A 22,526-nucleotide genomic window follows, 5' to 3' on the forward strand; every position below is an offset into this window, starting at 1 on the left:
TGTGCTGTCGTCCGTTGGGCCGTCATCGCAGGTCGGCTATCGTCTCGGCCAGCAGGGGGCCGATGTCGCCGAGCACGTGCCTTCCGTCCGTGACGATCCGGCGGCCGCCGGACACGACGGAGTGCACGTCGGCCGCCGTGGCCGCGAACACGACCGCCTCCAGTCCGGGCGTGCCCGCCGTACGCACCGAGTCGAGCCGGATCGACACCAGGTCGGCCCAGGCGCCGGGCACCAGCAGGCCCGCGTCGGGGAAGCCGAGCGAGGCGTGGCCCGCGCCCGCGGCGGCGGCGAGCAGGTCGGCGGCCGGCCAGTGGCCGCGTCGCTCGGTGGCCAGCCTCTCGTGCAGCTCCACCGCCCTGGCCTCCTCGAACAGGTCGATCACGGCGTGACTGTCGGAGCCCAGCGTGATCTGCGCGCCCCGCTCGAAGGCCGCCCGCGTCGGGCCGATGCCGTCGGCGAGGTCGCGTTCCGTGGTGGGGCACACGCACATGTACGTGCCCGACTGCCCCAGCAGCTCGATGTCCACGTCGGTCAGGTGGGTGGCGTGCACGGCGGTCGAGCGCGGCCCCAGGGCCCCGCGTTCGTGCAGGACCTGGACGGGCGTGGCCGCGTACTGCTCCACGCAGGCCGTGTTCTCGGCCCGCTGCTCGGAGACGTGCATGTGGAGGGGCGCCGCGTGCCGGTGGGAGAAGTCGGCCACGACGGGCATCTGCTCGGGCGGCACCGCGCGTACGGAGTGGATGGCCGCGCCGATCTCGACGTCGGGCTGCCCTTCGTACTCGGCCGCCAGCCGTTCGGCCCTGGCCGCCCAGCGTTCGGCGTCGCCGTCGCTGAACCGCAGTTGCACGCCGGTCAGCGGGGCGCCGACGCCGCCGGACACGTAGCAGGTGTCGAGCAGCGTGATGCGCAGCCCGGCCGTACGGGCGGCGCGGACGAGGGCGTGGCCCATCGCGTTGGGATCGGTGTAGGGCCGCCCGCCCTCGTCGTGGTGCAGGTAGTGGAACTCGCCCACGCAGGTCACCCCTGCCAGCGCCATCTCGGCGTAGACCGCCGTGGCCAGCCGCTGGTAGGAGGCGGGGTCGAGCCGGGCGGCCACCTCGTACATGCGCTCGCGCCAGGTCCAGAAGTCGCCCTTGCCCTCCTGCGTCGCGCCGCGCAGGGCGCGGTGGAAGGCGTGGGAGTGGGCGTTGGCCAGGCCGGGGATCGTCAGCCCCGACAGGCGTTCCGCCGAGCCGGGCGGACCCTGCTCGACCCTCGTGATCCTGGTGCCGTCGACTTCGACGAGCACGTCGTCGGCGACCCCGTCGGGCAGCCAGGCCCGCTCGCACCAGTAGGTCAGCGACACAGATCCTCCAGCACGTCCGCGAGTGCCACGACTCCCGCCTCGCAGTCTGCCCGCTCGGCGTGCTCGTCGGGGGAATGGGACACGCCGGTGGGGTTCCTGACGAACAGCATGGCGCTCGGGACCCCCGCCGCGGCCAGGATCCCGGCGTCGTGCCCGGCGCCCGTGGGCAGGATCGGCGCGGGCGTGTCGCCCCCCGCCACCCTGGCCAGCCGGTCTCTGAGCGCCACGTCGAAGTCGACGACCGGGGTCCACGACTCCTCCCGCACGTCCACCCCGCCCGGCCCCGGCCCCGGCCCCGCGCCCGGTTCGTCCGCGCCGACTGCCTGGGCGAGGTCGGCCACCAGCCCCCGCACCTCGCTCTCGTCCGCGCCGCGCGCGTCCAGCCAGGCCGAGACCAGGCCGGGGATGGCGTTGGCGTTGCCGGGCGAGACGCGTACCTTGCCCACCGTGGCCACCACCCCGCGGCGCTGCGCGGCCTCCCGCGCGGCCAGCACCATGCGGGCGAACGGCAGCATCGGGTCGTCGCGGTCGGCCAGCCCGGTCGTGCCCGCGTGGTCGGCCCGCCCGCGGAAGTCGAACCGCCACCGCCCGTGGGGCCAGATCGCGGCGGCCACGCCCACGGGCCTGCCCTCGGTCACGAGCCCGCGCCCCTGCTCGACGTGCAGCTCCACGAACGTGCCGACGTCGGCCAGGGTCTCGTCGTCACGCCCGGCCCGCTCCGGCCGGCGCCCGGCCCGCCGCATGGCCTCGGCCAGCGTGCCGCCGTCGTCGTCGGTAAGCCCGAGCGCCCGCTCGGGCGAGAGCACCCCGGTCAGCAGCCGCGAGCCCATGCAGGGCACGCCGAACCTGGCGCCCTCCTCGTCGGCGAAGCACACCACGCCCACCGGGACGGACGGCGTCACGGCCCGGCCTCTCAGGAGGTCGAGCGCGGCGAAGGCCGACACGACGCCGAGCGGCCCGTCGTACGCGCCGCCCTGGCGTACGGAGTCGAGGTGGCTGCCGGTCACCACGCCGGGACGCTCGGGCGACGGGGCGCCCCACCACGCCCACAGGTTGCCGTTGCGGTCTTCCCGCAGGTCGAGGCCCCGGCGCGCGGCCTCGCCCGCGAACCACTCGCGCAGCTCCAGGTCGGCGTCCGACCACGAGTCCCTCAGGTATCCGCCGGTCTTAGGATCTCGTCCGATGTGCGCGAGTGGTTCAAGCATGGAGCCAACTGTAGTGAATGAATCCATTCACCTCAGTTGACGGGGCCTCCTCTGGGGCGGACGGTCAGCTCGGGGAGGTGGGCGTCGGGCCCGGCGGTGACGGCGGCCAGCAACGCCCGCGCCACGGTCTCCGGCCGCAGGTACTTCTCCGGCTCGAACTCCCCGCCCTCGTGGGCCCGCACTCCCCGCTGCATGTCGGTGGCGATCCGGCCGGGATAGACGGTGGTGACCCTGAGCGCGGGCTCCTCCAGCCGCAGCGCGTCGGCGAACGCCCTGAGCGCGAACTTGCTGGCCGCGTAGGAGGCCCACTCGGGGTTCGCGCGCAGCCCGGCGCCGGAGTTGACGCAGACCACGTGGCCCTCGGCCCGCCTGAGCGCGGGCAGCAGCAGCCTGGTCAGCTCGGCGACGGCGACGACGTTGATCTCCATCGTGCGCCGCCACACGTCGGCGCCCTGGTCGGCGATCGGGCCGAGGGTGGCGACCCCGGCGCTGTGCACGAGGACGTCGAGCCGCTCGACGCCCGCGACGTCGGCCGCCGAGACCTGGGTCAGCTCCACCGGCCAGGCCCGCGCGCCGGGCAGCTCGGCCGCCAGCGCGGCCAGCGCCTCCTTGTCACGACCACCGAGGATGACGTCGTGGGTGGGTGCCAGGGCCCGTGCCACGGCCTCGCCGACGCCCTTGGACGCACCTGTGACCAGCGCCTGCGCTCGTTCAGTCATGGGAGGCAGCTTATTGAGGTTGACGGATACGCGAATTCGAGCCGATCGTGGACCCGTTCCAGGTGGCGATGACCTTCATGGACCGCCTGGAAAAACAGCAGATATCGGCCGCTCTGCATGGCAGGATGGCCCAGCTCAAGATGTACGTCGAGACCATGGGGCACCTGACCGGCGTCAAGCACGCCCACGGGGCTCCCCAGCACGTCAAGGAGAACCTCGGCCTGCAGCGGGCCATGTTCCAGGCCCAGCTCGACTGGGTGGAGCGGGCGATACCCCGGGTCGAGGCCGACCAGTTGCCATGAAGGAGCTGACCCCCCCAATGATCATTCAGGCGCATGGCCTGCGGAAGACGTTCACCACCAAGAGCAGGAAGGGCACCCAGACCGTCGAGGCCGTACGCGGCGTCGACCTCGAGGTGAAGAAGGGCGAGATCTTCGGCGTGCTCGGGCCCAACGGCGCCGGCAAGACCACCACGATCAGGATGTTGTCCACGCTCATCGCCCCCGACGCGGGCACGGCCACCATCGCGGGCCACGACCTGCGCAAGGAGCCCGCCGCGATCCGGCGCAGCCTCGGCTACGTGAGCCAGGCCGGCGGGGTCGAGGACACCACCAGCGCCCGCGCCCAGATCATGATGGCCGCCAAGATCCACGCGATGGCCGACCCGAGGCGGGCCACGTCCGAGGTGCTCGAACGGTTCGAGCTGACCGAGATGGCCGACCGCCCGGGCCGTACGCTCTCCGGCGGCCAGAAGCGGCGCGTGGCCATCGCGATCGGGCTGGTGCACACCCCGCCGCTGCTCTTCCTCGACGAGCCCACCACCGGCCTCGACCCGCAGAACCGCGCCAACCTGTGGGAGCGCATCAGGCAGTTGCGCGAGTCGGGCACGAGCGTCCTGCTCAGCACCCACTACCTCGACGAGGCCGACGCGCTGTGCGACCGGCTGATGATCGTCGATCACGGCCTGGTGGTCGCCGAGGGCACCCCTGCCGCGCTCAAGCGCGAGGTCTCCGGCGACGTGATCTCGCTCAGGGTCGACGATCCCGAACGGGCCGTCGAGACGCTCGGGCCGCTGGCCCGCGAGGTCCGCGTCGACGACGACCTGCTGCGCGTCTACGCCGACGACGGCGAGCACACGCTGCCCGTGCTGCTGCGGGCGCTGGAGGAGCAGGGCCTCGGGCTCAGCTCGATCGCGCTCGACCGGTCCACCCTCGACGACGTCTTCCTGGCCAAGACCGGCCGTACCCTGCGCGACTCAGGAGCCGCCGCATGATCCGCCACACCGTTCTGTTCACCGGCTACGAGCTGCGCAAGTCGTTCAGCAACCCGATCTGGCCGCTGTTCGGCATCATGCAGCCGGTGCTGTACCTGCTGATGTTCGCCCCGCTGCTCAAGACCATGACGCCGGGCGGCACGACCGTCGACGCGCTGCGCATGTTCACCCCGGCGGCCATGATGATGATCGCGGTCTTCGGGTCGCTGTTCTCCGGGTTCGGGCTGATCGCCGAGCTGCGCAACGGCTCACTCGAGCGGTACGCCGTCAGCCCCGCCTGGCGACCGGCCATCGTGCTCGGCCGGGTGGCCAAGGACATGGTCGTCCTGGTCCTCCAGGCCGTGCTGGTGCTGATCGTGGCCGCCGTCATGGGTGTGCGGATCGGCGTCGTGGAGCTGCTGCTGGTGCTGCTGCTGATGGCGGCGACCGGGTTGTTCGCCTCGGGGCTGTCACAGGGACTGGCGCTGACCGTGCGCGACGAGAACGGCATGTCGCAGACGCTCAACCTCTTCATGCTGCCGATCATGCTGCTGGCCGGGTTGTTCGTGCCCATCTCGTTCGCGCCCGACTGGATGAAGTTCCTGGCCCCGGTCAACCCGCTCTACCACGCCGTCGAGGCCGGGCGGGCGTTGTTCGCCGGGCGGCTGGGCGACCCGGCGATCCCGATCGCGTTCGGGGTGTTCGCGGTGCTGGCGGTGCTCACCACCCTGTGGTCGATGCGGTCACTACGCCACATCGCCGGGTAGGAAGGTGCCGGTCTCCTCGGCCATGCGCTCGTACTCGTCGAGCCTGGCCCGGGTGCGCAGCGGCACCGCGTCGGCCATGGCCTCCACCAGGGCCATGGCCAGCGCCAGCGGCGCCGCGTGCGAGTCGAACACCAGCCGGTCGCCGACGGGCGCGTCCAGCACCACGTCGGCGGGGAAGCCGGCGCTGTCGGTGATGGCGGCCACCCGCAGGCCCAGCTTCCCCGCGTAGTCGAGGGCCTGCAGGGCCTCCGCCGGATAGCGCGGCAGCACGACGGCCACCACCCACTCGGCGCCGGCCCGGCGGGCCGCGTGCAGCCCGTCGGCCAGCTCGGAGCCGCCGTGGGTGAGCAGCCGCACGTCGGGGTGGATGCGGCGGGCGTAGTAGGCGAAGGTGGTGGCCAGCCCGCACGAGACGCGCAGCCCCAGCACGGGCAGCGGCTCGGTCGCGGCGAGCTGCTCACCCAGCTCCTTGAGCGGGAACGCCGCCAGCCGCTCTCTGACCAGCGCGAGGTTGCGGATCTCGCAGTCGATGGCCCCGCGCAGCAGGCTCTCCCGCGGCGCCTCGACGCCGCCGCCGAGCACCAGCGGCCGCAGCGCCTGCTTCAGCTCCGGATAGCCCGCGAAGCCCAGCACCATGGCGAACCTGGTCACCGAGGGCTGGCTGACCCCGGCCCGTTCTGCCAGCTCCACACTGGACAGGAAGATCGCCTCGTCCAGATGCTCGCTGAGATAGTGCGCGATCCTGCGCTGTACGGGTGACAGCCTCCGGCCGTCCAGCAGCACGTCGAGCCCCAGGTGGTAGCCATCGTGATATCCGTCCGCCACGCCACCTCCAACGCCGTCGACCCGCCATTCTCATCCCGCGCACGGGTGCCGAATCTGATCAGCTCTCCCGCATCGGGATGCGCACCCCCTTGTCGGCGGCCACTTCCGCGGCCTCCTCGTAGCCCGCGTCCACGTGCCGCATGACCCCGGTGCCCGGGTCGTTGGTGAGCACGCGGGCGAGCTTCTCGGCGGCCAGCGGGGTGCCGTCGGCCACCGTCACCTGCCCGGCGTGGATGGAGCGGCCGATGCCGACCCCGCCGCCGTGGTGGATGGACACCCAGGCGGCGCCGGAGGCGGTGTTGAGCATCGCGTTGAGCAGCGGCCAGTCGGCGATCGCGTCGGAGCCGTCGGCCATGGCCTCGGTCTCGCGGTAGGGGGAGGCGACCGAGCCGCTGTCGAGGTGGTCGCGCCCGATCACGACGGGCGCCTGCAGCTCGCCGGAGGCCACCATGTCGTTGAACCGCTCGCCCGCCACGTTCCGCTCACCGTAGCCCAGCCAGCAGATGCGCGCGGGCAGGCCCTGGAAGTGCACCTTCTCCCCGGCCTTGCGGATCCAGCGGGCGAGGGGCTCGTTGTCGGGGAACAGCTCCAGGATCGCGCGGTCGGTGGCGGCGATGTCGGCCGGGTCGCCCGACAGGGCGGCCCACCGGAACGGGCCCTTGCCCGCGCAGAACAGCGGCCTGATGTAGGCGGGCACGAACCCGGGGAAGTCGAAGGCCCGGCCGTAACCGGCCAGCTTGGCCTCGCCCCTGATGGAGTTGCCGTAGTCGAACACCTCGGCCCCGGCGTCCTGGAAGCCGACCATGGCCTCGACGTGCCGCGCCATCGACGCGCGGGCCCGCTCGGTGAACCCGGCCGGGTCCTTGTCGCGCTCCGCGGCCATGTCGTCGAAGGCCAGGCCGAGCGGCAAGTACATCAGCGGGTCGTGGGCCGAGGTCTGGTCGGTGACGATGTCGATCTCCGCGCCGCGGGCCAGCAGGTCGGGCAGGGCCTCGGCGGCGTTGGCGACGACTCCGATCGACAGCGGCCTGCGGGCGTCGCGAGCCTCGTAGGCCAGGCGCAGCGCCTCGTCCAGCGAGGCCGCCTCGACGTCGAGATAGCGGTGCTCGATGCGGCGGGCCACCGAGCGCGGGTCGCAGTCGATGCAGATGGCCACGCCGCCGTTCATGGTGACGGCCAGGGGCTGGGCGCCGCCCATGCCGCCGAGCCCGGCCGTGAGGGTGATCGTCCCGGCCAGCGAACCGCCGAAGCGCTTGGCGGCCACGGCGGCGAACGTCTCGTAGGTGCCCTGCAGGATGCCCTGCGTGCCGATGTAGATCCACGACCCGGCCGTCATCTGGCCGTACATGGTGAGCCCGGCCGCCTCCAGCCGCCGGAACTCCTCCCACGTGGCCCAGTCGGGGACGAGGTTGGAGTTGGCGATCAGCACCCGGGGCGCCCACTCGTGCGTACGGAACACGCCGACCGGCCGCCCCGACTGCACCAGCAGGGTCTCGTCGCCCTCCAGCGTGGTCAGCGTCCTGACCAGCGCGTCGAACGAGGGCCAGTCGCGTGCCGCCCTGCCGGACCCCCCGTAGACCACCAGTTGTTCCGGATGCTCGGCGACCTCGGGGTCGAGGTTGTTCTGGAGCATGCGCAGCGCGGCCTCCTGCGGCCAGCCCTTCGCGGTGATCGTGGTGCCTCGTGGGGCGCGGACAATCCGGCTCATGGGTGGTCCCTTCGTGAATGAAACCATTCACGAAGAGACTAACCCGCTACGCGACCGTCAGCCGCAGTGGAAGGCGCCCTTCCCGACGACGATGCCGTCGATCCGCCGCAGGACACGGCCTCGGCCGGAACGGCGTCAACTGACCAGGAACTGGGTGGCCGCCAGCTCGCGGTACAGCTCGTCCCCGCCGACGAGTTCGTCGTGCGTGCCCACAGCCCGTACGCGGCCGCCCTCCATGACCACGATCCGGTCGGCGTTGGTCACCGTGGACAGGCGGTGCGCGATGACCAGCACCGTGGTCTCCGTCGCGACCTCGGCGATGACCTCGCGCAGCCGCAGCTCGTTGACCGCGTCGAGCTGCGAGGTGGCCTCGTCGAGCAGCAGCAGCCTGGGCCTGCGCAGCAGCGCCCTGGCGATGGCCACGCGCTGCCGCTCGCCGCCCGACAGCAGCACCCCGCGGTGGCCGACCGCCGTCTCCAGCCCGTCGGGCAGCCGGTCCACCAGGTCGTCGAGCCTGGTACGCGCGATCGCCCGGCGCAGCTCCTCCTCCGTGGCGTTCTGGGCGGCGAAGAGCAGGTTCTCCCTGAGCGTGCCGGCCAGCACGGGGGCGTCCTGCTCGACGTAGCCGAGGGCGGCGCGCAGCTCGCCCAGCGGCCACTCGCGGATGTCCCGGCCGTCGATCGCGATCAGGCCGTCCTGGTGGTCGTAGAAGCGTTCGAGCAGCCCGAACACCGTGGACTTGCCCGCACCCGAGGGCCCGACCAGCGCGGTCAGGCCGCCCGGCGGCACCTCGAAGCTCACGCCGTCGTGCACGGTCGGCCGGTCGTCGCCGTAGCGGAAGGCCACGTCCATGAAGGTCAGGCCGATGGGCGGGCCGTCCGCGGGCGTCACGGCGTCGGCGGGCTCGGCGGGCAGGTTCTCGATCTCCTTGATCCGCTTCATCGCCGCCAGGCCCTGCTGCAACTGCACCCCGCCCTGGACGAGCTGGCCGATCGGCGGCACGAGGTAGAACAGGTAGAGCAGGAACGCGATCAGCGACGACACGTCCAGCGTGCCCGAGGCCACCCGGGCGCCGCCCACCGCCAGCACGGCCACGAACGCGATCTGCACGGCCATCCACGTCGCCACCCCCGCGAGCGACGTCCATCCCGCGACCTGCAGGCCGCGGTCGCGGGCGCGCACGGCGGCCTCGCCGACCACGGCGATCTCCCGCTCCTCCGCGCCGCTGGCCTTGACCGTCCGGTACGCCTGCAACGCCCGGTCCAGCACGGCCCCCATCTCGCCCACGGCCTCCTGGGCGTGCGTCTGGGCCCGCTGGATCTTCGGCATGATCAACGCGACCAGCCCGCCGATGAGCACCACGATGAGCAGCGTGACCAGCAGCAGCACGCCGTCCATGGCCGCCATCATGACGATCGCCCCGACCAGCATGAACGCCGCGCTGACCGACTCCACGATGCCGTTCGTCAGCACGGCCCGCAGCAGCGTCGTGTCACCGGTCACCCGCGACAACAGGTCGCCGGGCTTGAGCCGGTCCACGTCGGCGACCCTGAGGCGCAGCATGCGGTCCACCAGCTTGCGCCGGGCGCTCAGCACGATGCCCTCGCCCGTGCGCTCCATGAGGTAGCTTCCCCCGGCCGAGACGACCGCGCCGACCAGCACCGCCACGGTCAGCCACAGCAACGGCCCGGCCATCGACCGGTCCTGGCCGAAGGCGTCCACCACGTACTTGGCCAGCAGCGGCATCGCGAGGCCCGCCGCCGAGCCGATCAAGCTCAGTAATCCGCCGACGACGAGGATCTTCCGGTGCGGGCGGATGTAGGCGAGCAGCTCCTTGACCACCACATCTCCTTTCACGACATTTCTGGTTTCGCCAACGAACGGGAGCACGCGGTCGGCACCCCCGAGACAGGGTCAACTTAAATTGACGACCTAAGTATGTCAACTTTGGTTGACCCTCATCCTCAAGGAGGAGCCGACATCCACGGAGGGCCGAGGGACGAATAGGGCGTCGAGGAACCCGGCCGGAACCTCGTACGTCACGATCAGCCCTTCGAAAGGACCGAACATGGAGCTCCGGATCAACCGGCGCGCTCTGGTCGGACTTGGCCTCGCCGCAGCGGTCGCCGCGTCGTCGTTGGCCGTGCTCCGTACCGACTCCGGCACCGCCTCCTCGCACCGCGAGGCCCCGATGATCGCGGGTGACCCGCAGCACGACAACACGGACCTGTACGCGTTCGTGAGCCCCGACAAAGCCGGCACCGTGACCCTGCTGGCCAACTGGATCCCCTTCGAGGAGCCCCACGGCGGCCCGAACTTCTACCCGTTCGCCACGAAGTCCCGGTACAACATCAAGATCGACAACAACGGTGACGCCAAGACGGACATCACCTACCAGTGGACGTTCCGCAACGAGGACAAGCGCGGCACGACCACGTTCCTCTACAACAACGGGCCCGTCACCTCGCTGGACGACCCCAACCTGCTCTTCCGCCAGCGCTACACGCTCAAGCGGATCACCCCTGGCGGCACCAGGACGCTGGTCGACGACGGCATCGTCGCGCCCAGCCACGTCGGCCGCGCCTCCATGCCCGACTACGCGACCCTGCGCAACCAGGCGATCAAGGGCCTGCCGGGCGGCGGCAGGTCGTTCGCCGGGCAGTCGGACGAGGCGTTCTTCCTCGACCTGCGGGTCTTCGACCTGCTGTACGGCGGCGACCTGTCCGAGGTCGGCCAGGACACCGCCAAGGGCTACAACGTCAACACCGTGGCGCTCCAGGTCCCGCAGTCCGAGGTGGCGCTCAAGGGCGACCCCAGGCGCAACCCGGTGATCGGCGTCTGCTCCACCACCGACAAGTTCGACGGTCGCTCGTACGTGCAGGTCTCCCGCCTGTGCAACCCGCTGGTGAACGAGGTCGTGGCGCCCGCCGGGCTGAAGGACGCCTTCAACGCGCTGGACCCGTCGATGGACGCCGACGTCAAGGCCCTGGTCAACCGGGTCACCGACCCCGAGGTGGCCAGGCTGCTGCAGACCGTCTACGGCATCAAGGCGCCCGCGACCCCGCGTACCGACCTGGTCGAGATCTTCCTGACCGGCCTGGCCAAGCGGAACGGCCCCATCAAGGCCGACCTGAACTCACAGGTGCTCAACAAGGACGCGGGCAAGCTGCGCCCCTCGGAGATGCTGCGGCTGAACATGTCGATCCCGCCCGCCAAGGACCCCAACCGGCTCGGCGTGCTCGGCGGGGATCTCCAGGGCTTCCCGAACGGCCGCCGGCTCGGCGACGACGTGGTGGACATCGCGCTGCAGGCCGTGGCCGGTGCCGCGCTGACCGGCAAGCTCGTCCCGGGGCTGACGGACAAGGTGGACGGCAACGACAAGCCCGCGCTCAGGACGTTCCCGTACATCCCGCTGCCGAGCGACGTCGCGGTGAACCAGCGCTAGCTCGGCGCTCGCACCCTCCTGACCGACCGGCTCCCTCTCCGATCCGGCCGGTCCACCCGGCGGCGGACCACCGTCTCCCATGGCCCGCCGCCACCGGAAAAGGGCCGGCCGGCCGTGTCCCCGTCGCGGCCGGCCGGCCCGCACACCCGCTCTGGAGCCATGGACATGCGTGCCTTCGCGACACTCGCCGGTCTCGCCCTCGTCGGGGCGACGATCTTCACCATCCTCTCCTTCTCCGCCGCGCCCGCACCCGAGCCGACGGCGTACGCGGCCCGCCGCGAGACCCTGCAAGAGCGGCTCAAGCGCCTGCCCGGCGACTACCGCGGCTGGGCCCAGCTCGCCTCCCAGTACGTCGACCAGGCCCGGATCACCGGCGACCCGTCGTACTACGCCAAGGCGGAGGACGCGCTCGCCACGGCCGCCGGGCTGAACGACCGCGACGACGCCGTCCTGACCGGCCAGGCTGCCCTGGCTGCGGGCCGCCACGAGTTCGCCGAGGCCGCCCGGCTGGCCGAACGCGCCATCGACGCCAACCCGTACGGGGCCGCGGCGTACGGCGTACTGGCCGACGCCCGGATCCAGCTCGGCGACCTGCGCGGGGCCCAGAGCGCCGTGGACAGGATGATGGATCTGCGTCCCGGCGTGGCGGCCTTCTCCCGCGCCTCGTACGCCGCCGAACTGCGCGGCGACCGCGACGGGGCCCGCAGGTACCTCGAACTCGCCCACGACGACGCCTGGCTGCCTGCCGACCTCGCCTACGCCCGCTACTACCTGGGCGAGCTGGCCCTGCACTCCGGCGACCTGAAGACGGCGACCGGCTGGTACGCCAAGGCGCTGCAGGCGTATCCCGCGTACACGCCCGCGCTCGCCGGGCAGGCCAGGGCGGCGGCACTCGACGGCCGCCTCACCGAGGCGCTCGACCTGTACGACCAGGTCGTCGAGCGCCTCCCCCTCCCGCAGTACCTCATCGAACAGGGTGAGACCCGCATCAAGGCGGGCGGGCGCCCCGACTGGACGCTGCTCAGGGCCCAGCGCCGGCTCTTCCAGGCCGCGGGCGTGCGCGACGACCTGACGTGGGCCGAGTTCGAGGCCGACCACGGCGACCCGGCGCAGGCCGTACGGCACGCGCGGGCCGAATACGCCCGCAACCCCAACCTCGTCGCCGCCGACGCCCTGGCCTGGGCGCTGTTCAGGGCGGGCAGGCCGGGCGAGGCGCTGCCGTACGCGAAGGAGGCCACCGCCACCGGCTGGCGCAACCCGCTGCTCTCCTACCACCGCGCCAGGATCGAGCGGGCCCTGGGACGCCCCGCGCGGGTGGACCCCGGATTCGACCCGGCTCTGTCCGCGCTGGCGAGGTTCTCATGAGAGCGGTCCCGCTCGGTCTGCTGTCCGTGGCGACGGGGCTGCTGCTGACGCTGTGCGCGGGCGTCCTCCTGGCCACCCCCGCCGCCGCCCATCCGCTGGGCAACTTCACCGTCAACCACTACAACGGCCTGCGCGTCTCGGCCTCCGACGTGCGCAATCTCGCCGTCGTTGACCTGGCCGAGCTGCCCACCCTGCAGGAACGGCCGGAGGCGGACGCCACGTACGCGGCCCGCCGCTGCGCCGCCCTGGCCGCCGCCCAGCGGCTGGAGGTGGCCGGTGCGGCGGTGCCGTGGCGGGTGACCGGCTCCGCCCTCACCTACTCCCCCGGCGAGGGGGGCCTGCGGACCAGCCGCCTGTCCTGCCGTCTCGTGGCCGAAGTCCGCGCCTCGGGGGCCGTGACCTTCACCGACGGGTTCGAGCAGGACAGGATCGGCTGGCGCGAGATCACCGTGGCCGGGGACGGGGTGGGCCTGACCGCCTCCTCGGCGCCCGCGACGAGCGTCAGCCGGGAGCTGCGGGCCTACCCCGACGACCTCCTCTCGGACCCGCTCGACCAACGCACCGCCACCTTCACCGTCTCCGGCACCATCTCCGGCACCGTCTCCGGCACCGGTGCCCTCTCGGGCGGCACGCAGGGTGGCGCTCAGGGCGGCGCCGTTCCTGGCGGCATCGGCGTCGGCGGCCCGGTCGGGGACGCGCTGGCCGCGCTGGACCGCACGTTCGCCGGGCTGATCGGCTCGGAGTCGCTCACGGTGCCGCTCGGGCTGCTGGCGGTGGGGCTGGCCGTGGTGCTCGGGGCCGGGCACGCGCTGATCCCTGGGCATGGCAAGACCGTCATGGCGGCGTACCTGGCGGGGCGGCGCGGACGTCCGCGTGACGCCCTGGTGGTGGGCGCGACGGTGACCGCCACGCACACGGCCGGGGTGCTGGTGGTGGGGTTGCTGCTGACGGTGTTCACGGCGCTGGCCGGGGAGTCGGTGCTGGCCTGGCTGGGGGTGGCCAGCGGCGCGCTCATCGCCGCCATCGGCCTGCGCCTCCTCCTGAACGCCCGCCACGGCCACCCCCACGAACACGGGCATGGGCACGGACACGGGCACGGAGATCGGCCCGCGAGGCGGTCGGGGCTGATCGGGCTCGGTGTGGCGGGCGGCCTCGTCCCCAGCCCTTCGGCCCTGATCGTGCTGCTCGGCGCGATCGCCCTGGGCCGTACGTGGTTCGGGGTGGCGCTGGTGACCGCGTACGGGGTCGGCATGGCCGCCACCCTCACGGTGACCGGACTGCTCCTGGTCAGGCTCGTGGACCGACTGGAACGACGCGCCTCGGCCGGCCGCCGCCTGGCCGTGAGGCTCTCGGGCCTGGCCCCGGTGGGAACGGCCGCCATGATCGTCCTCCTGGGCACGGGCCTGGCCCTGCGCTCGGTCGCGGCACTCTAGCCGGGCGGCGACCGGGCTCCTAGTCGATCTCCGGCACGTCGGGAGAGTCGTGGTCGGCGTCGCCGTCGTCGGCCCGCCGCAGCTTGATGTCCGCCACCCAGTCCCGGGTGAACCGGCGGAGCTCCTTGATCCGCTCCTCGTCCAGGCCGTGGGCCTCGAAGCTCTCCGGCCCCATGAGATCGGCGAACTCCAGCCGCACGAGCAGCTCGTGCACCGAGAAGCCGTCGTGGTGCGCGGCGCCGAGGCGTTCGAGTGCCCGGTAGGAGTAGAGGTGGGCGACGGCGGCGACGTCGATGAGGTCTCCGGCCAGGCCGCCTTCGTGCAGGGCGCGCATCCGCAGCCCGACGGCGTCGTCGAGGCCGACCACCTTCAGCGAGCCCCAGGTGATCGGGGGGACCTGGAGGGCCTCGCGGTGCAGGCCGCACGCGCAGGTCTGGCCGGTGACGGGGTCCTTGACCACCACCCGCCCCGTTCGCCGCGTGACCTCGGCGATCGTCGCCTCCAGCCCGTCGGCCGGGAACGCTCCGGCGACCCCTCGCGCCACGAGCGCCAGCGGGATCTCCGAGGCGGCGACGAGGTCGAGACCGTCGCCCGGCCGGACGGCCACGCCGTGCGCCCCGAACGCGTGCCATCCCGCCAGAGCCAGCCCGTAGGGCTCGCAGACGGGCGCGAGCACGCGCAGCACCCGCTCCTGGAGCGGCGGAGGAAAGCCCATCAGCCGATGATCTCCCGCGGAGATGCCACGCCTCAAGTATGCCGACACGGGGGAGGTGCCACACCTCAAGCGATGCCCGACCTCAGGTACGCCGCCGCGCACGCCGCGTGGAGGGCAGGTCGTGACGCCCGGAGAGGAACTCCTGGAACGCGATCTTCACCTTGATCACCGGCCGCCGCCACCGCTCCTCCCGATGGACGGCCCTGGCCAGCTTGCGCGGGGAGCGCCCGGCGAAGAACCAGCGGGCCCACGGGGAGCCCGGCCGCGCCAGCCGTACGGCCCCCACCACCAGCATGGGCGGCAGGAACAGCCCTGCCATGCCCGTCCAGATCTTGCCCTTCAGCAGGGTGACGACGGCGAGCACCAGGTTGACCCCGATCAGCGCGGCCGGATTGACCGGGGTGCCGTAGTCCCAGGTGAGGGGGCGCAGGCCGATGAGGAGCAGGCCGCTCACGGCGATCGCGATGAAGACCGCGTCGACGGAGGTGCGCCCCTCCTCCTCCCAGTAGACGTCGTGCAGGTGCAGGATCAGCGCGAACTCGTCCAGCACCAGCGCCGAGCCGACGCCGAACACCGAGGCCGCGACGGCCGTGCTGACCTGCGAGCCGGGCGAGACGATGAGCGCGACGCCGCCGACCAGCATCAGCACCACGCCGAACACCACGTGGTGGATGTGCATCTCCCCCACGTTGACGTTGCGGAACCAGCCGACCTTCGCCCTGATCAGGCGGACGTTGATGCGGGTGGCGATGAAGGCCACGATGAGCATGACGAAGTAGCAGAACAGCGGAAGCCGTCCCGTGGCGACGATGCTGTGCTGGAACCAGTTCCCCATGAGCCTGGCTTCGATGGTACGAGCCGCCCGCCCGTTACGGGCCGCGTGCCCCGTCAGGGGAACCTCAGGACAGGAACGCCCGCAGCAACGCCGCCGTGCCCTCCAGGTGCTCGGCCACGGCCCGCCTGGCCGCGTCCTGGTCTCCGGACAGTATGGCCTCCACGATGGCCCGGTGCTGCACGGCGGCGTGGTCGAGGTTGACCTGGAGCATGGGGATCGCGTTCAGCAGGTCGCTGACCCGGGAGCGGGCGTCGGCGCAGGTCGTGGCGAGCAGGGTGGAGCCGGTCAGCTCCGCGATGGACAGGTGGAAGGCGGTGTCGAGGCGGCGGTAGTCGTCGAGCCCGGCCTGGTTCAGCTCGGCGAGCCGGCGGCGCAGCACCTCCCGCTGGTCCTCGGTGAGCGTGGTGGCGGCCAGGACCTGGGCCGCGCCGCACTCCACGGCCAGCCGGAACGTCAGCGCGTCCGTCAGCTCGGCCATGCCCATCTCGTTGACCGCCTGACGCAGGTCTCCGGCGTCGGGCTCGGGCGGCGCGTACGTGACGAACGCCCCTCCGTAGCGGCCCCTGCGCACGTCGAGATAGCCCTCGTCCGACAGCGCCCTGATGGCCTCGCGCAGGGTCACCCTGCTGATGCCGAGCTGGGCGGCGAGCTCGCGCTCCGGTGGAAGCTTGCCGCCGGGCGGGACCACGCCCAGCTTGATCGCCTGGAGCAGCCGTTCCACGGTCTCCTCGAAGGCGTTGCCGGCCCTGACCGGGCGCAGCACCGTCATCCAACGCGCCGACTCGTCCAACGTGTCCTCAGGTCTTGACAAGCGATCCCGGCATACACATCAATGGTCTGAGACTAGCCCAATCAACGGGAAAGCGCGTCAGGCCAGATCGGAGCGACACAGCGTGGACGATCGAGCGAGCACCGGGTTCCTGTCCGTGGGCGAGCTGCGCGACGAGATCGCGGCCGGGCGGATCGACACCGTGCTCCTCGCGATCGCCGACATGCAGGGCAGGCTGCAGGGCAAGCGGCTGTCGGCGCGCTATTTCCTGGACGAGGTGCTGCACCACGGCTCCGAGGGCTGCAACTACCTGCTGGCGGTCGACGTGGACATGAACACCGTCCCCGGCTACGCGATGTCGTCCTGGGAACGGGGCTACGGCGACTTCGTGATGCGGCCCGACCTCACGACGCTGCGTCGGGTGCCCTGGCACGAGGGCACGGCGCTGCTGATGGCCGACCTGGCCTGGGAGCACGGCGACGACGTGACCGCCTCGCCCCGCCAGATCCTGCGCAGGCAGCTCGCCCGCCTGGCCGAGCGGGGGCTGGCCGCGTACGTGGGCACGGAGCTGGAGTTCGTGGTCTACGACGACAGCTACGAGGACGCCTGGAGGCGCGCCTACCGCGACCTGACCCCGGCCAACCTCTACAACGTGGACTACTCGCTGCTGGGCACGGCCCGCGTCGAGCCGCTGCTGCGCCGGATCAGGCGCGAGATGGAGGGCGCCGGGCTCTACGTCGAGTCGGCCAAGGGCGAGTGCAACCTCGGCCAGCACGAGATCGCCTTCCGCTACGACGAGGCGCTCAGGACCTGCGACAACCACGTCATCTACAAGACCGGCGCCAAGGAGATCGCCGCCCAGGAGGCCAGGTCGATCACGTTCATGGCCAAGCCGAACCAGCGCGAGGGCAACTCCTGCCACATCCACATCTCGCTGCGCGGCGTCGACGGCGACCCGGTGATGGCGGGCGAGGAACAGTACGGGCTCTCGCCGCTCGGCGCGCACTTCATCGCCGGGCAGCTCGCCCTCATGCGGGAGCTGACCCTCCTCTACGCCCCCAACATCAACTCCTACAAGCGTTACGTGCCGGGCAGCTTCGCGCCCACGGCCGTCAAGTGGGGGGTGGACAACCGTACGTGCGCGCTGCGCCTCGTCGGCCACGGCCACTCGCTGCGCGTGGAGAACCGGGTGCCGGGCGGCGACGTGAACCCGTACCTGGCGGTGGCGGCGCTGGTGGCGGCCGGGCTGCACGGCATCGACGCCGGGTTGCCGCTGGAGGACCCGTACGCGGGCAACGCCTACGCCTCGGGGGCCGAGACCGTGCCGGTGACGTTGCGGGACGCGCTGGCCCTGTTCGAGGGGTCGAAGGCGGCCCGCGAGGCGTTCGGGGAGGACGTGGTCGGGCACTATGCGAACAACGCGCGGGTGGAGCTGACGGCGTACGACGCGGCGGTGACGGACTGGGAGTTGTTCCGTGGTTTCGAGCGAATGTGACGAGTGCGAATGAAGATCGTTAATCCGGCGACGGAAGCGGTGCTGGCCGACGTCGAGCTGGCCGACCCGGCCGAGGTCGATCGGGCGGTGGAGCGTGCCAGGAAGGCGTACGCGACCTGGCGCGAGGTGTCACCCGGAGACCGGGCGCGGCTGCTGCGCCGGTTCGCGGACCTGGTGGGCGAGCACGGCGCGGAGCTGGCCGGTCTTGAGCTGGCCAACGCCGGCCACCCGATCGGCAGCGCGCGCTGGGAGGCCGGCACCGTACGCGACGTGCTGCACTTCTACGCCGGAGCCCCCGAGCGCAACCACGGCAGGCAGATCCCGGTGCCGGGCGGCGTGGACCTCACGTTCCAGGAGCCTCTGGGCGTGGTCGGGGTCATCGTGCCGTGGAACTTCCCCATGCTGATCATGTCGTGGGGCGTCGCCCCCGCGCTGGCGGCCGGCAACACGGTGATCGTCAAGCCGGCCGAATGGACCCCGCTGACCGCGCTGAGGCTGGCCGAGCTGGCCCTGGCGGCGGGCATCCCCGAGGGTGTGCTCCAGGTCCTGCCCGGGGCGGGGGAGGTCGCGGGCGCCCGGCTGGTCGAGCATCCGGACGTGGCCAAGATCGTGTTCACCGGCTCGACCGAGGTGGGCAAGGAGATCGCCGCCAAGGCGGCGCGGCAGGTCAAGCGGATCACCCTGGAGCTGGGCGGCAAGTCCGCGAACATCGTGTTCGCCGACTCCGACCTCGAGAAGGCGGCGCGGACCGCGCCGTACGCCGTCTTCGACAACGCGGGCCAGGACTGCTGCGCCCGCTCCAGGATCCTCGTCCAGTCCTCCGTGTACGACGAGTTCATGGCCCTGCTCACCCCCGCCGTGCTGGGCGTCAAGGTCGGCGACCCCCTCGACGAGTCCACCGAGATGGGCCCGCTGATCAGCGCCGAGCACCTCGGACGCGTCCAGGGCTTCGTCGAGGGCACCCCCTACCTGCGCGGATCCTGCCCGCAGGGCAAGGGCTACTGGTTCCCGCCGACCGTGCTGACCTCGGGGGTCACCGACCGGGCGTTCACCGAGGAGATCTTCGGCCCGGTGGTGTCGGTGGCCCGGTTCGAGGACGAGGCCGAGGCCGTACGCATCGCCAACGACACCCCGTACGGGCTGAGCGGCTCGATCTGGACCCGCGACGTCGGGCGGGCGCTGCGCGTGGCCAGGGCCGTCGAGTCGGGCGCCCTGTCGGTCAACTCCCACTCCTCGGTGCGCTACTGGACCCCGTTCGGCGGCTTCAAGCAGTCCGGCCTCGGCAGAGAACTCGGCCCGGACGCCCTCGCGGCGTTCACGGAGACCAAGAACGTTTTCATTTCGACGGAGTGAACGACCAGTCGGACACGGAGTGAGGCACATGCAGCGGTTGCAGGATCGGGTGGCGGTCGTCACCGGCGCGGGCAGCGGGATCGGGCTGGCCACGGCCCGCAGGTTCGCGGAAGAGGGAGCCAAGGTCGTCTGCGCGGACATCGACGAGGAGGCGGGCGTCAAGGCCGCGAACGAGGTCGGCGGCCTGTTCGTACGCGCCGACGTGACCAGCGAGGACGACGTCGTCCGCATGTACCGCACGGCCCACGACACCTACGGCAGCGTGGACGTCGCCTTCAACAACGCCGGCATCTCGCCGCCCGACGACGACTCGATCCTGGAGACCGGGCTCGACGCCTGGCGCCGCGTCCAGGAGGTGAACCTCACCAGCGTCTACCTGTGCTGCAAGCACGTGATCCCGTACATGCGCCGCCAGGGCAAGGGCTCGATCATCAACACCGCGTCCTTCGTGGCCGTGCTGGGGTCGGCGACCTCGCAGATTTCCTACACCGCCTCCAAGGGCGGGGTGCTGGCGATGTCGCGGGAGCTGGGCGTGCAGTTCGCCAGGGAGGGCATCCGGGTCAACGCGCTGTGCCCGGGACCGGTGAACACGCCGCTGCTGCGCGAACTGTTCGCCAAGGACCCGGAGCGGGCGCAGCGGCGGCTGGTGCACGTGCCGGTGGGCCGCTTCGCCGAGGCGTCGGAGATCGCGGCCGCGGTGGCGTTCCTGGCCAGCGACGACGCCTCGTTCATCACGGCCAGCGAGTTCCTGGTGGACGGCGGCATCTCCGGCGCCTACGTCACGCCGCTGTAGAGGGGGTCGCGATGCGGCGTCCGGTCATCGGCATCACGTGTTACGTCGAGTCCGCCACGTTCACGGTGTGGCGGGACACGACCGCCGCGCTGCTGCCGTACGCGTACGTGGAGCAGGTCGTACGGGCCGGCGGGCAGCCGGTCCTGCTGCCTCCGGCGGGCGAGCCCGCCTCGGTCGTACGGGGTCTCGACGGGCTCATCCTGGCCGGCGGCGGCGACATCGACCCGGCCAGGTACGGCGCGGAGCCACAAGAGCAAACCGGCTATATCCGCAAATTTCGCGATGAGGCCGAATTCTCGCTGCTCGCGACGGCCCTCGACGGCGGCCTGCCCTACCTGGGCATCTGCCGCGGCCTCCAGGTGCTCAACGTGGCCCTCGGCGGGACCCTCCACCAGCACCTTCCCGACGTGGTCGGGCACACCGGCCACTGCCCGGGCCCCGGCCAATTCGGCGATCTGCCGATCGTCCCCGTCCCCGGCACCCGCCTGGCCGAGGCGCTGGGCGCGGACCCGGTGACCGTGCCCCACTACCACCACCAGGCCGTCGACCGCCTCGCCCCCGGCCTGACCGTCACGGCCACCACCGCCGACGGCACGATCGAGGCCGTGGAGCCGGGCTCCCCCGGCCCGTTCACGATGGCGGTGCAGTGGCATCCGGAGGCGGCTGAGGACCACGCGCTGTTCGAGGCTCTCGTCAGGGCCTGCTGACCGTCCCGCGCACGGAGCCACCGAGCGGCCGCGCGACGCGACAAGAGCCCCGTAACGGCACTAGGCTGGCGGACATCACCGGCGAAACCGTGCGGGAGAGAGCCCTGACAGCCGGTCAGGGCCCCTGAAGGAGCAAGCCCTCCCCGCGAACCTCTCAAGGCAAAGGACCGCACGGCCACGGTGTCTCTGGAAAGCAGGTCCCTGGCGGCCTCGCCGAAGGTGAAAGTCCGGCAAAAGTCGGGCGAAGCTCTCAGGCACCGATGACAGAGGGGGAGGATGCTGGCATCCACTCCTGTCCTGAGGTGCGACAAATGTCCAGACCGACACCGCTACGCGACGTTCACGAGAGCCTCGGCGCCACGCTCACCGACTTCGCGGGATGGCTCATGCCGCTCCGCTACGGCAGCGAGTCCGCGGAGCACAGGGCCGTCCGCGAGGCGGCCGGGCTGTTCGACCTCTCCCACATGGGCGAGATCTTCCTGACCGGGCCGCAGGCCGGCGAGGCGCTCGACTACGCCCTGGTCGGACACCTGTCGGCACTCGCTCCCGGGCGGGCCCGCTACACCATGATCGTCGACGAGCGGGGCGGGGTGCTCGACGACCTCATCGTCTACCGGCTCGGGGACGACGAGTACATGGTCGTGGCGAACGCCTCGAACTACGAGAAGGTCGGGACCGAGCTGACGAACCGCGCGAAGGCGTACGACGTGGTGGTCGAGGACCGCTCCGAGCAGTACGCGCTGATCGCCGTCCAGGGGCCCCGCGCCCAGGAGATCCTCGCCACGCTCACCGACGCCGACCTCGACGGCCTCAAGTACTACGCGGGCCTGCCCGGCCTGGTGGACGGACGGCAGGCGCTCATCGCCCGCACCGGCTACACCGGCGAGGACGGGTTCGAGCTGTTCGTCGCCAACCAGGACGCGGTGCCGCTCTGGCACGCGCTCGTGGCGGCCGGCGAGCCGTACGGGCTCAAGCCGGCGGGCCTGTCCAGCCGCGACACGCTCCGGCTGGAGGCCGGCATGCCGCTGTACGGCAACGAGCTGAGCGCGCGGCTCACCCCGTTCGACGCGGGGCTGGGCAGAGTGGTGAAATTCGACAAGCCCGGCGACTTCGTCGGCAGGGCGGCGCTGGAGGCGGTCAAGGACGACCGGCCACGGCGCCGGCTCGTCGGCCTGGTCGCGCGGGGCCGCCGGGTGCCGCGCCACGGCTACCCGGTGACCAAAGACGGCGTCGTCGTCGGCGAGGTCACCAGCGGTGCGCCTTCCCAGACCCTGGGGAAGCCCATTGCCATGGCCTACGTCGACACCGGCGCCGAATCAGGCCTGGCCGTGGACATCCGGGGCAGCCAAGAGCCTATGGACCTGGTCGAGCTGCCCTTTTACAGGAGGAACAAGTGAGCAACATCCCTGACGACCTGAGCTACACCAAGGAGCACGAGTGGGTACGCGGTGTCGAGGACAGCGTCACCGTGACCATCGGCATCACGGCCTTCGCCGCCGAATCCCTTGGTGACGTCGTCTTTGTGCAGCTCCCCGACGTCGGCTCGAACGTCGAGTCGGGTGACTCGGTCGGCGAGGTGGAGTCCACCAAGTCGGTGAGTGAGATCTACACGCCCGTCGGCGGCGAGGTCGTCGAGGTCAACCAGGCCGTAGTTGACGATCCCAGCCTGGCCAACAGCGACCCGTACGGCGACGGCTGGATGTTCAGGGTACGCGTGGAGGGCGACCCCGGCGACCTGCTCACGCCCGAGGAGTACGCCGCCTTCACCTCGGACGGCTCCTGACCCTTTTGCGCC

General features: G+C 71.8%; 21 protein-coding genes and 2 riboswitches. Of the genes, 12 read left to right on the plus strand and 9 right to left on the minus strand.

All coding sequences use genetic code 11. The features are described 5' to 3' along the window. Positions 1–22: 22 nt before the first annotated feature. From ABD844_RS29785 to ABD844_RS29795, 3 genes are read right to left on the minus strand one after another with little or no spacing between them, the layout of a single operon-like run. Positions 23–1,345, minus strand: coding sequence for a formimidoylglutamate deiminase (locus tag ABD844_RS29785; RefSeq protein ID WP_344885376.1), 1,323 nt, complete (start codon positions 1,343–1,345; stop codon positions 23–25). Beyond that, on the minus strand, positions 1,336–2,550 hold the full coding sequence (locus tag ABD844_RS29790; protein ID WP_344885379.1) for an allantoate amidohydrolase: 1,215 nt from the start codon (positions 2,548–2,550) through the stop codon (positions 1,336–1,338). Before ABD844_RS29790 ends, ABD844_RS29785 begins: the two co-directional genes overlap by 10 nt. A 32-nt stretch (positions 2,551–2,582) precedes the next feature. Continuing rightward, positions 2,583–3,269, minus strand: a complete 687-nt coding sequence (locus ABD844_RS29795) for an SDR family oxidoreductase (protein WP_344885382.1) — start codon at positions 3,267–3,269, stop codon at positions 2,583–2,585. Positions 3,270–3,316: 47 nt separating this feature from the next. Between ABD844_RS29795 and ABD844_RS29800 the strand changes: the two genes are divergently transcribed. Genes ABD844_RS29800 through ABD844_RS29810 form a run of 3 tightly spaced genes read left to right on the plus strand, consistent with a single transcriptional unit; the run spans position 3,317 to position 5,288 of the window. Further along, positions 3,317–3,571 (plus strand): hypothetical protein, encoded by a 255-nt coding sequence (locus tag ABD844_RS29800; RefSeq protein WP_344885385.1) that lies wholly within the window; start codon positions 3,317–3,319, stop codon positions 3,569–3,571. Between the two features lie 17 nt (positions 3,572–3,588). Further along, a complete protein-coding gene (locus tag ABD844_RS29805) occupies positions 3,589–4,542 on the plus strand; it encodes an ATP-binding cassette domain-containing protein (protein WP_344885388.1) in 954 nt (317 codons plus the stop codon). Further along, positions 4,539–5,288 (plus strand): ABC transporter permease, encoded by a 750-nt coding sequence (locus ABD844_RS29810; protein WP_344885390.1) that lies wholly within the window; start codon positions 4,539–4,541, stop codon positions 5,286–5,288. The genes ABD844_RS29805 and ABD844_RS29810 overlap by 4 nt, the downstream gene beginning before the upstream one ends. On the opposite strand, the gene ABD844_RS29815 is transcribed toward ABD844_RS29810, so the two are convergent. The 3 genes from ABD844_RS29815 to ABD844_RS29825 form a co-directional block, all read right to left on the minus strand. Beyond that, positions 5,268–6,113 carry a MurR/RpiR family transcriptional regulator gene (locus ABD844_RS29815; protein ID WP_344885393.1) on the minus strand — a complete coding sequence of 282 codons (846 nt, stop codon included), beginning with the start codon at positions 6,111–6,113 and terminating at the stop codon, positions 5,268–5,270. The two genes, ABD844_RS29810 and ABD844_RS29815, sit on opposite strands and share 21 nt — an antisense overlap. 58 nt (positions 6,114–6,171) lie before the next feature. Further along, on the minus strand, positions 6,172–7,821 hold the full coding sequence (hutU, locus tag ABD844_RS29820; protein ID WP_344885396.1) for a urocanate hydratase: 1,650 nt from the start codon (positions 7,819–7,821) through the stop codon (positions 6,172–6,174). Positions 7,822–7,956: 135 nt separating this feature from the next. Next, on the minus strand, positions 7,957–9,663 hold the full coding sequence (locus ABD844_RS29825; protein ID WP_344885399.1) for an ABC transporter ATP-binding protein: 1,707 nt from the start codon (positions 9,661–9,663) through the stop codon (positions 7,957–7,959). Between the two features lie 226 nt (positions 9,664–9,889). Here ABD844_RS29825 and ABD844_RS29830 point away from each other — a divergent pair, with 226 nt between their 5' ends. The 3 genes from ABD844_RS29830 to ABD844_RS29840 all read left to right on the plus strand — a co-directional run bounded on the left by ABD844_RS29830 (position 9,890) and on the right by ABD844_RS29840 (position 14,064). Continuing rightward, positions 9,890–11,266 (plus strand): DUF4331 domain-containing protein, encoded by a 1,377-nt coding sequence (locus ABD844_RS29830; protein WP_344885402.1) that lies wholly within the window; start codon positions 9,890–9,892, stop codon positions 11,264–11,266. A gap of 165 nt (positions 11,267–11,431) precedes the next feature. After that, positions 11,432–12,631, plus strand: a complete 1,200-nt coding sequence (locus ABD844_RS29835) for a tetratricopeptide repeat protein (protein ID WP_344885405.1) — start codon at positions 11,432–11,434, stop codon at positions 12,629–12,631. Continuing rightward, positions 12,628–14,064 carry a nickel/cobalt transporter gene (locus ABD844_RS29840; RefSeq protein ID WP_344885408.1) on the plus strand — a complete coding sequence of 479 codons (1,437 nt, stop codon included), beginning with the start codon at positions 12,628–12,630 and terminating at the stop codon, positions 14,062–14,064. Before ABD844_RS29835 ends, ABD844_RS29840 begins: the two co-directional genes overlap by 4 nt. 19 nt (positions 14,065–14,083) lie before the next feature. Here the strand turns inward: ABD844_RS29840 and ABD844_RS29845 are convergent, their stop codons facing one another. The 3 genes from ABD844_RS29845 to ABD844_RS29855 all read right to left on the minus strand — a co-directional run bounded on the left by ABD844_RS29845 (position 14,084) and on the right by ABD844_RS29855 (position 16,383). Beyond that, complete coding sequence (locus ABD844_RS29845; protein WP_344885411.1) at positions 14,084–14,779, minus strand: hypothetical protein; 696 nt, start codon at positions 14,777–14,779, stop codon at positions 14,084–14,086. A gap of 82 nt (positions 14,780–14,861) precedes the next feature. Beyond that, a complete protein-coding gene (locus ABD844_RS29850) occupies positions 14,862–15,614 on the minus strand; it encodes a hypothetical protein (protein ID WP_344885414.1) in 753 nt (250 codons plus the stop codon). 64 nt (positions 15,615–15,678) lie between these two features. After that, positions 15,679–16,383 carry a FadR/GntR family transcriptional regulator gene (locus ABD844_RS29855; RefSeq protein WP_344885604.1) on the minus strand — a complete coding sequence of 235 codons (705 nt, stop codon included), beginning with the start codon at positions 16,381–16,383 and terminating at the stop codon, positions 15,679–15,681. A gap of 124 nt (positions 16,384–16,507) precedes the next feature. Here ABD844_RS29855 and ABD844_RS29860 point away from each other — a divergent pair, with 124 nt between their 5' ends. From ABD844_RS29860 to gcvH, 6 genes are all read left to right on the plus strand, one after another. Further along, the gene (locus ABD844_RS29860; protein ID WP_344885417.1) at positions 16,508–17,878 is read left to right on the plus strand and encodes a glutamine synthetase family protein; all 1,371 of its coding nucleotides are present in this window, start codon (positions 16,508–16,510) and stop codon (positions 17,876–17,878) included. A gap of 9 nt (positions 17,879–17,887) precedes the next feature. Further along, positions 17,888–19,231 (plus strand): aldehyde dehydrogenase family protein, encoded by a 1,344-nt coding sequence (locus tag ABD844_RS29865; RefSeq protein WP_344885421.1) that lies wholly within the window; start codon positions 17,888–17,890, stop codon positions 19,229–19,231. 28 nt (positions 19,232–19,259) lie between these two features. After that, entirely contained in the window at positions 19,260–20,024 is a 765-nt protein-coding gene (locus ABD844_RS29870; protein ID WP_344885424.1) for a 3-oxoacyl-ACP reductase, read from the plus strand. An 11-nt stretch (positions 20,025–20,035) separates the two neighbouring features. Beyond that, positions 20,036–20,731, plus strand: a complete 696-nt coding sequence (locus ABD844_RS29875; RefSeq protein ID WP_344885427.1) for a gamma-glutamyl-gamma-aminobutyrate hydrolase family protein — start codon at positions 20,036–20,038, stop codon at positions 20,729–20,731. A gap of 82 nt (positions 20,732–20,813) precedes the next feature. Next, positions 20,814–20,911, plus strand: a riboswitch (glycine riboswitch). Between the two features lie 4 nt (positions 20,912–20,915). After that, a riboswitch (glycine riboswitch) is annotated at positions 20,916–21,000 on the plus strand. 42 nt (positions 21,001–21,042) lie between these two features. Continuing rightward, positions 21,043–22,128 carry a glycine cleavage system aminomethyltransferase GcvT gene (gene gcvT, locus ABD844_RS29880; RefSeq protein WP_344885430.1) on the plus strand — a complete coding sequence of 362 codons (1,086 nt, stop codon included), beginning with the start codon at positions 21,043–21,045 and terminating at the stop codon, positions 22,126–22,128. Beyond that, a complete protein-coding gene (gene gcvH / locus ABD844_RS29885; RefSeq protein ID WP_344885433.1) occupies positions 22,125–22,514 on the plus strand; it encodes a glycine cleavage system protein GcvH in 390 nt (129 codons plus the stop codon). Before gcvT ends, gcvH begins: the two co-directional genes overlap by 4 nt. The last annotated feature ends 12 nt before the right edge of the window (positions 22,515–22,526 follow it).

This window comes from Nonomuraea antimicrobica (assembly GCF_039536965.1).
GTDB classification, from domain to species: domain Bacteria; phylum Actinomycetota; class Actinomycetes; order Streptosporangiales; family Streptosporangiaceae; genus Nonomuraea; species Nonomuraea antimicrobica.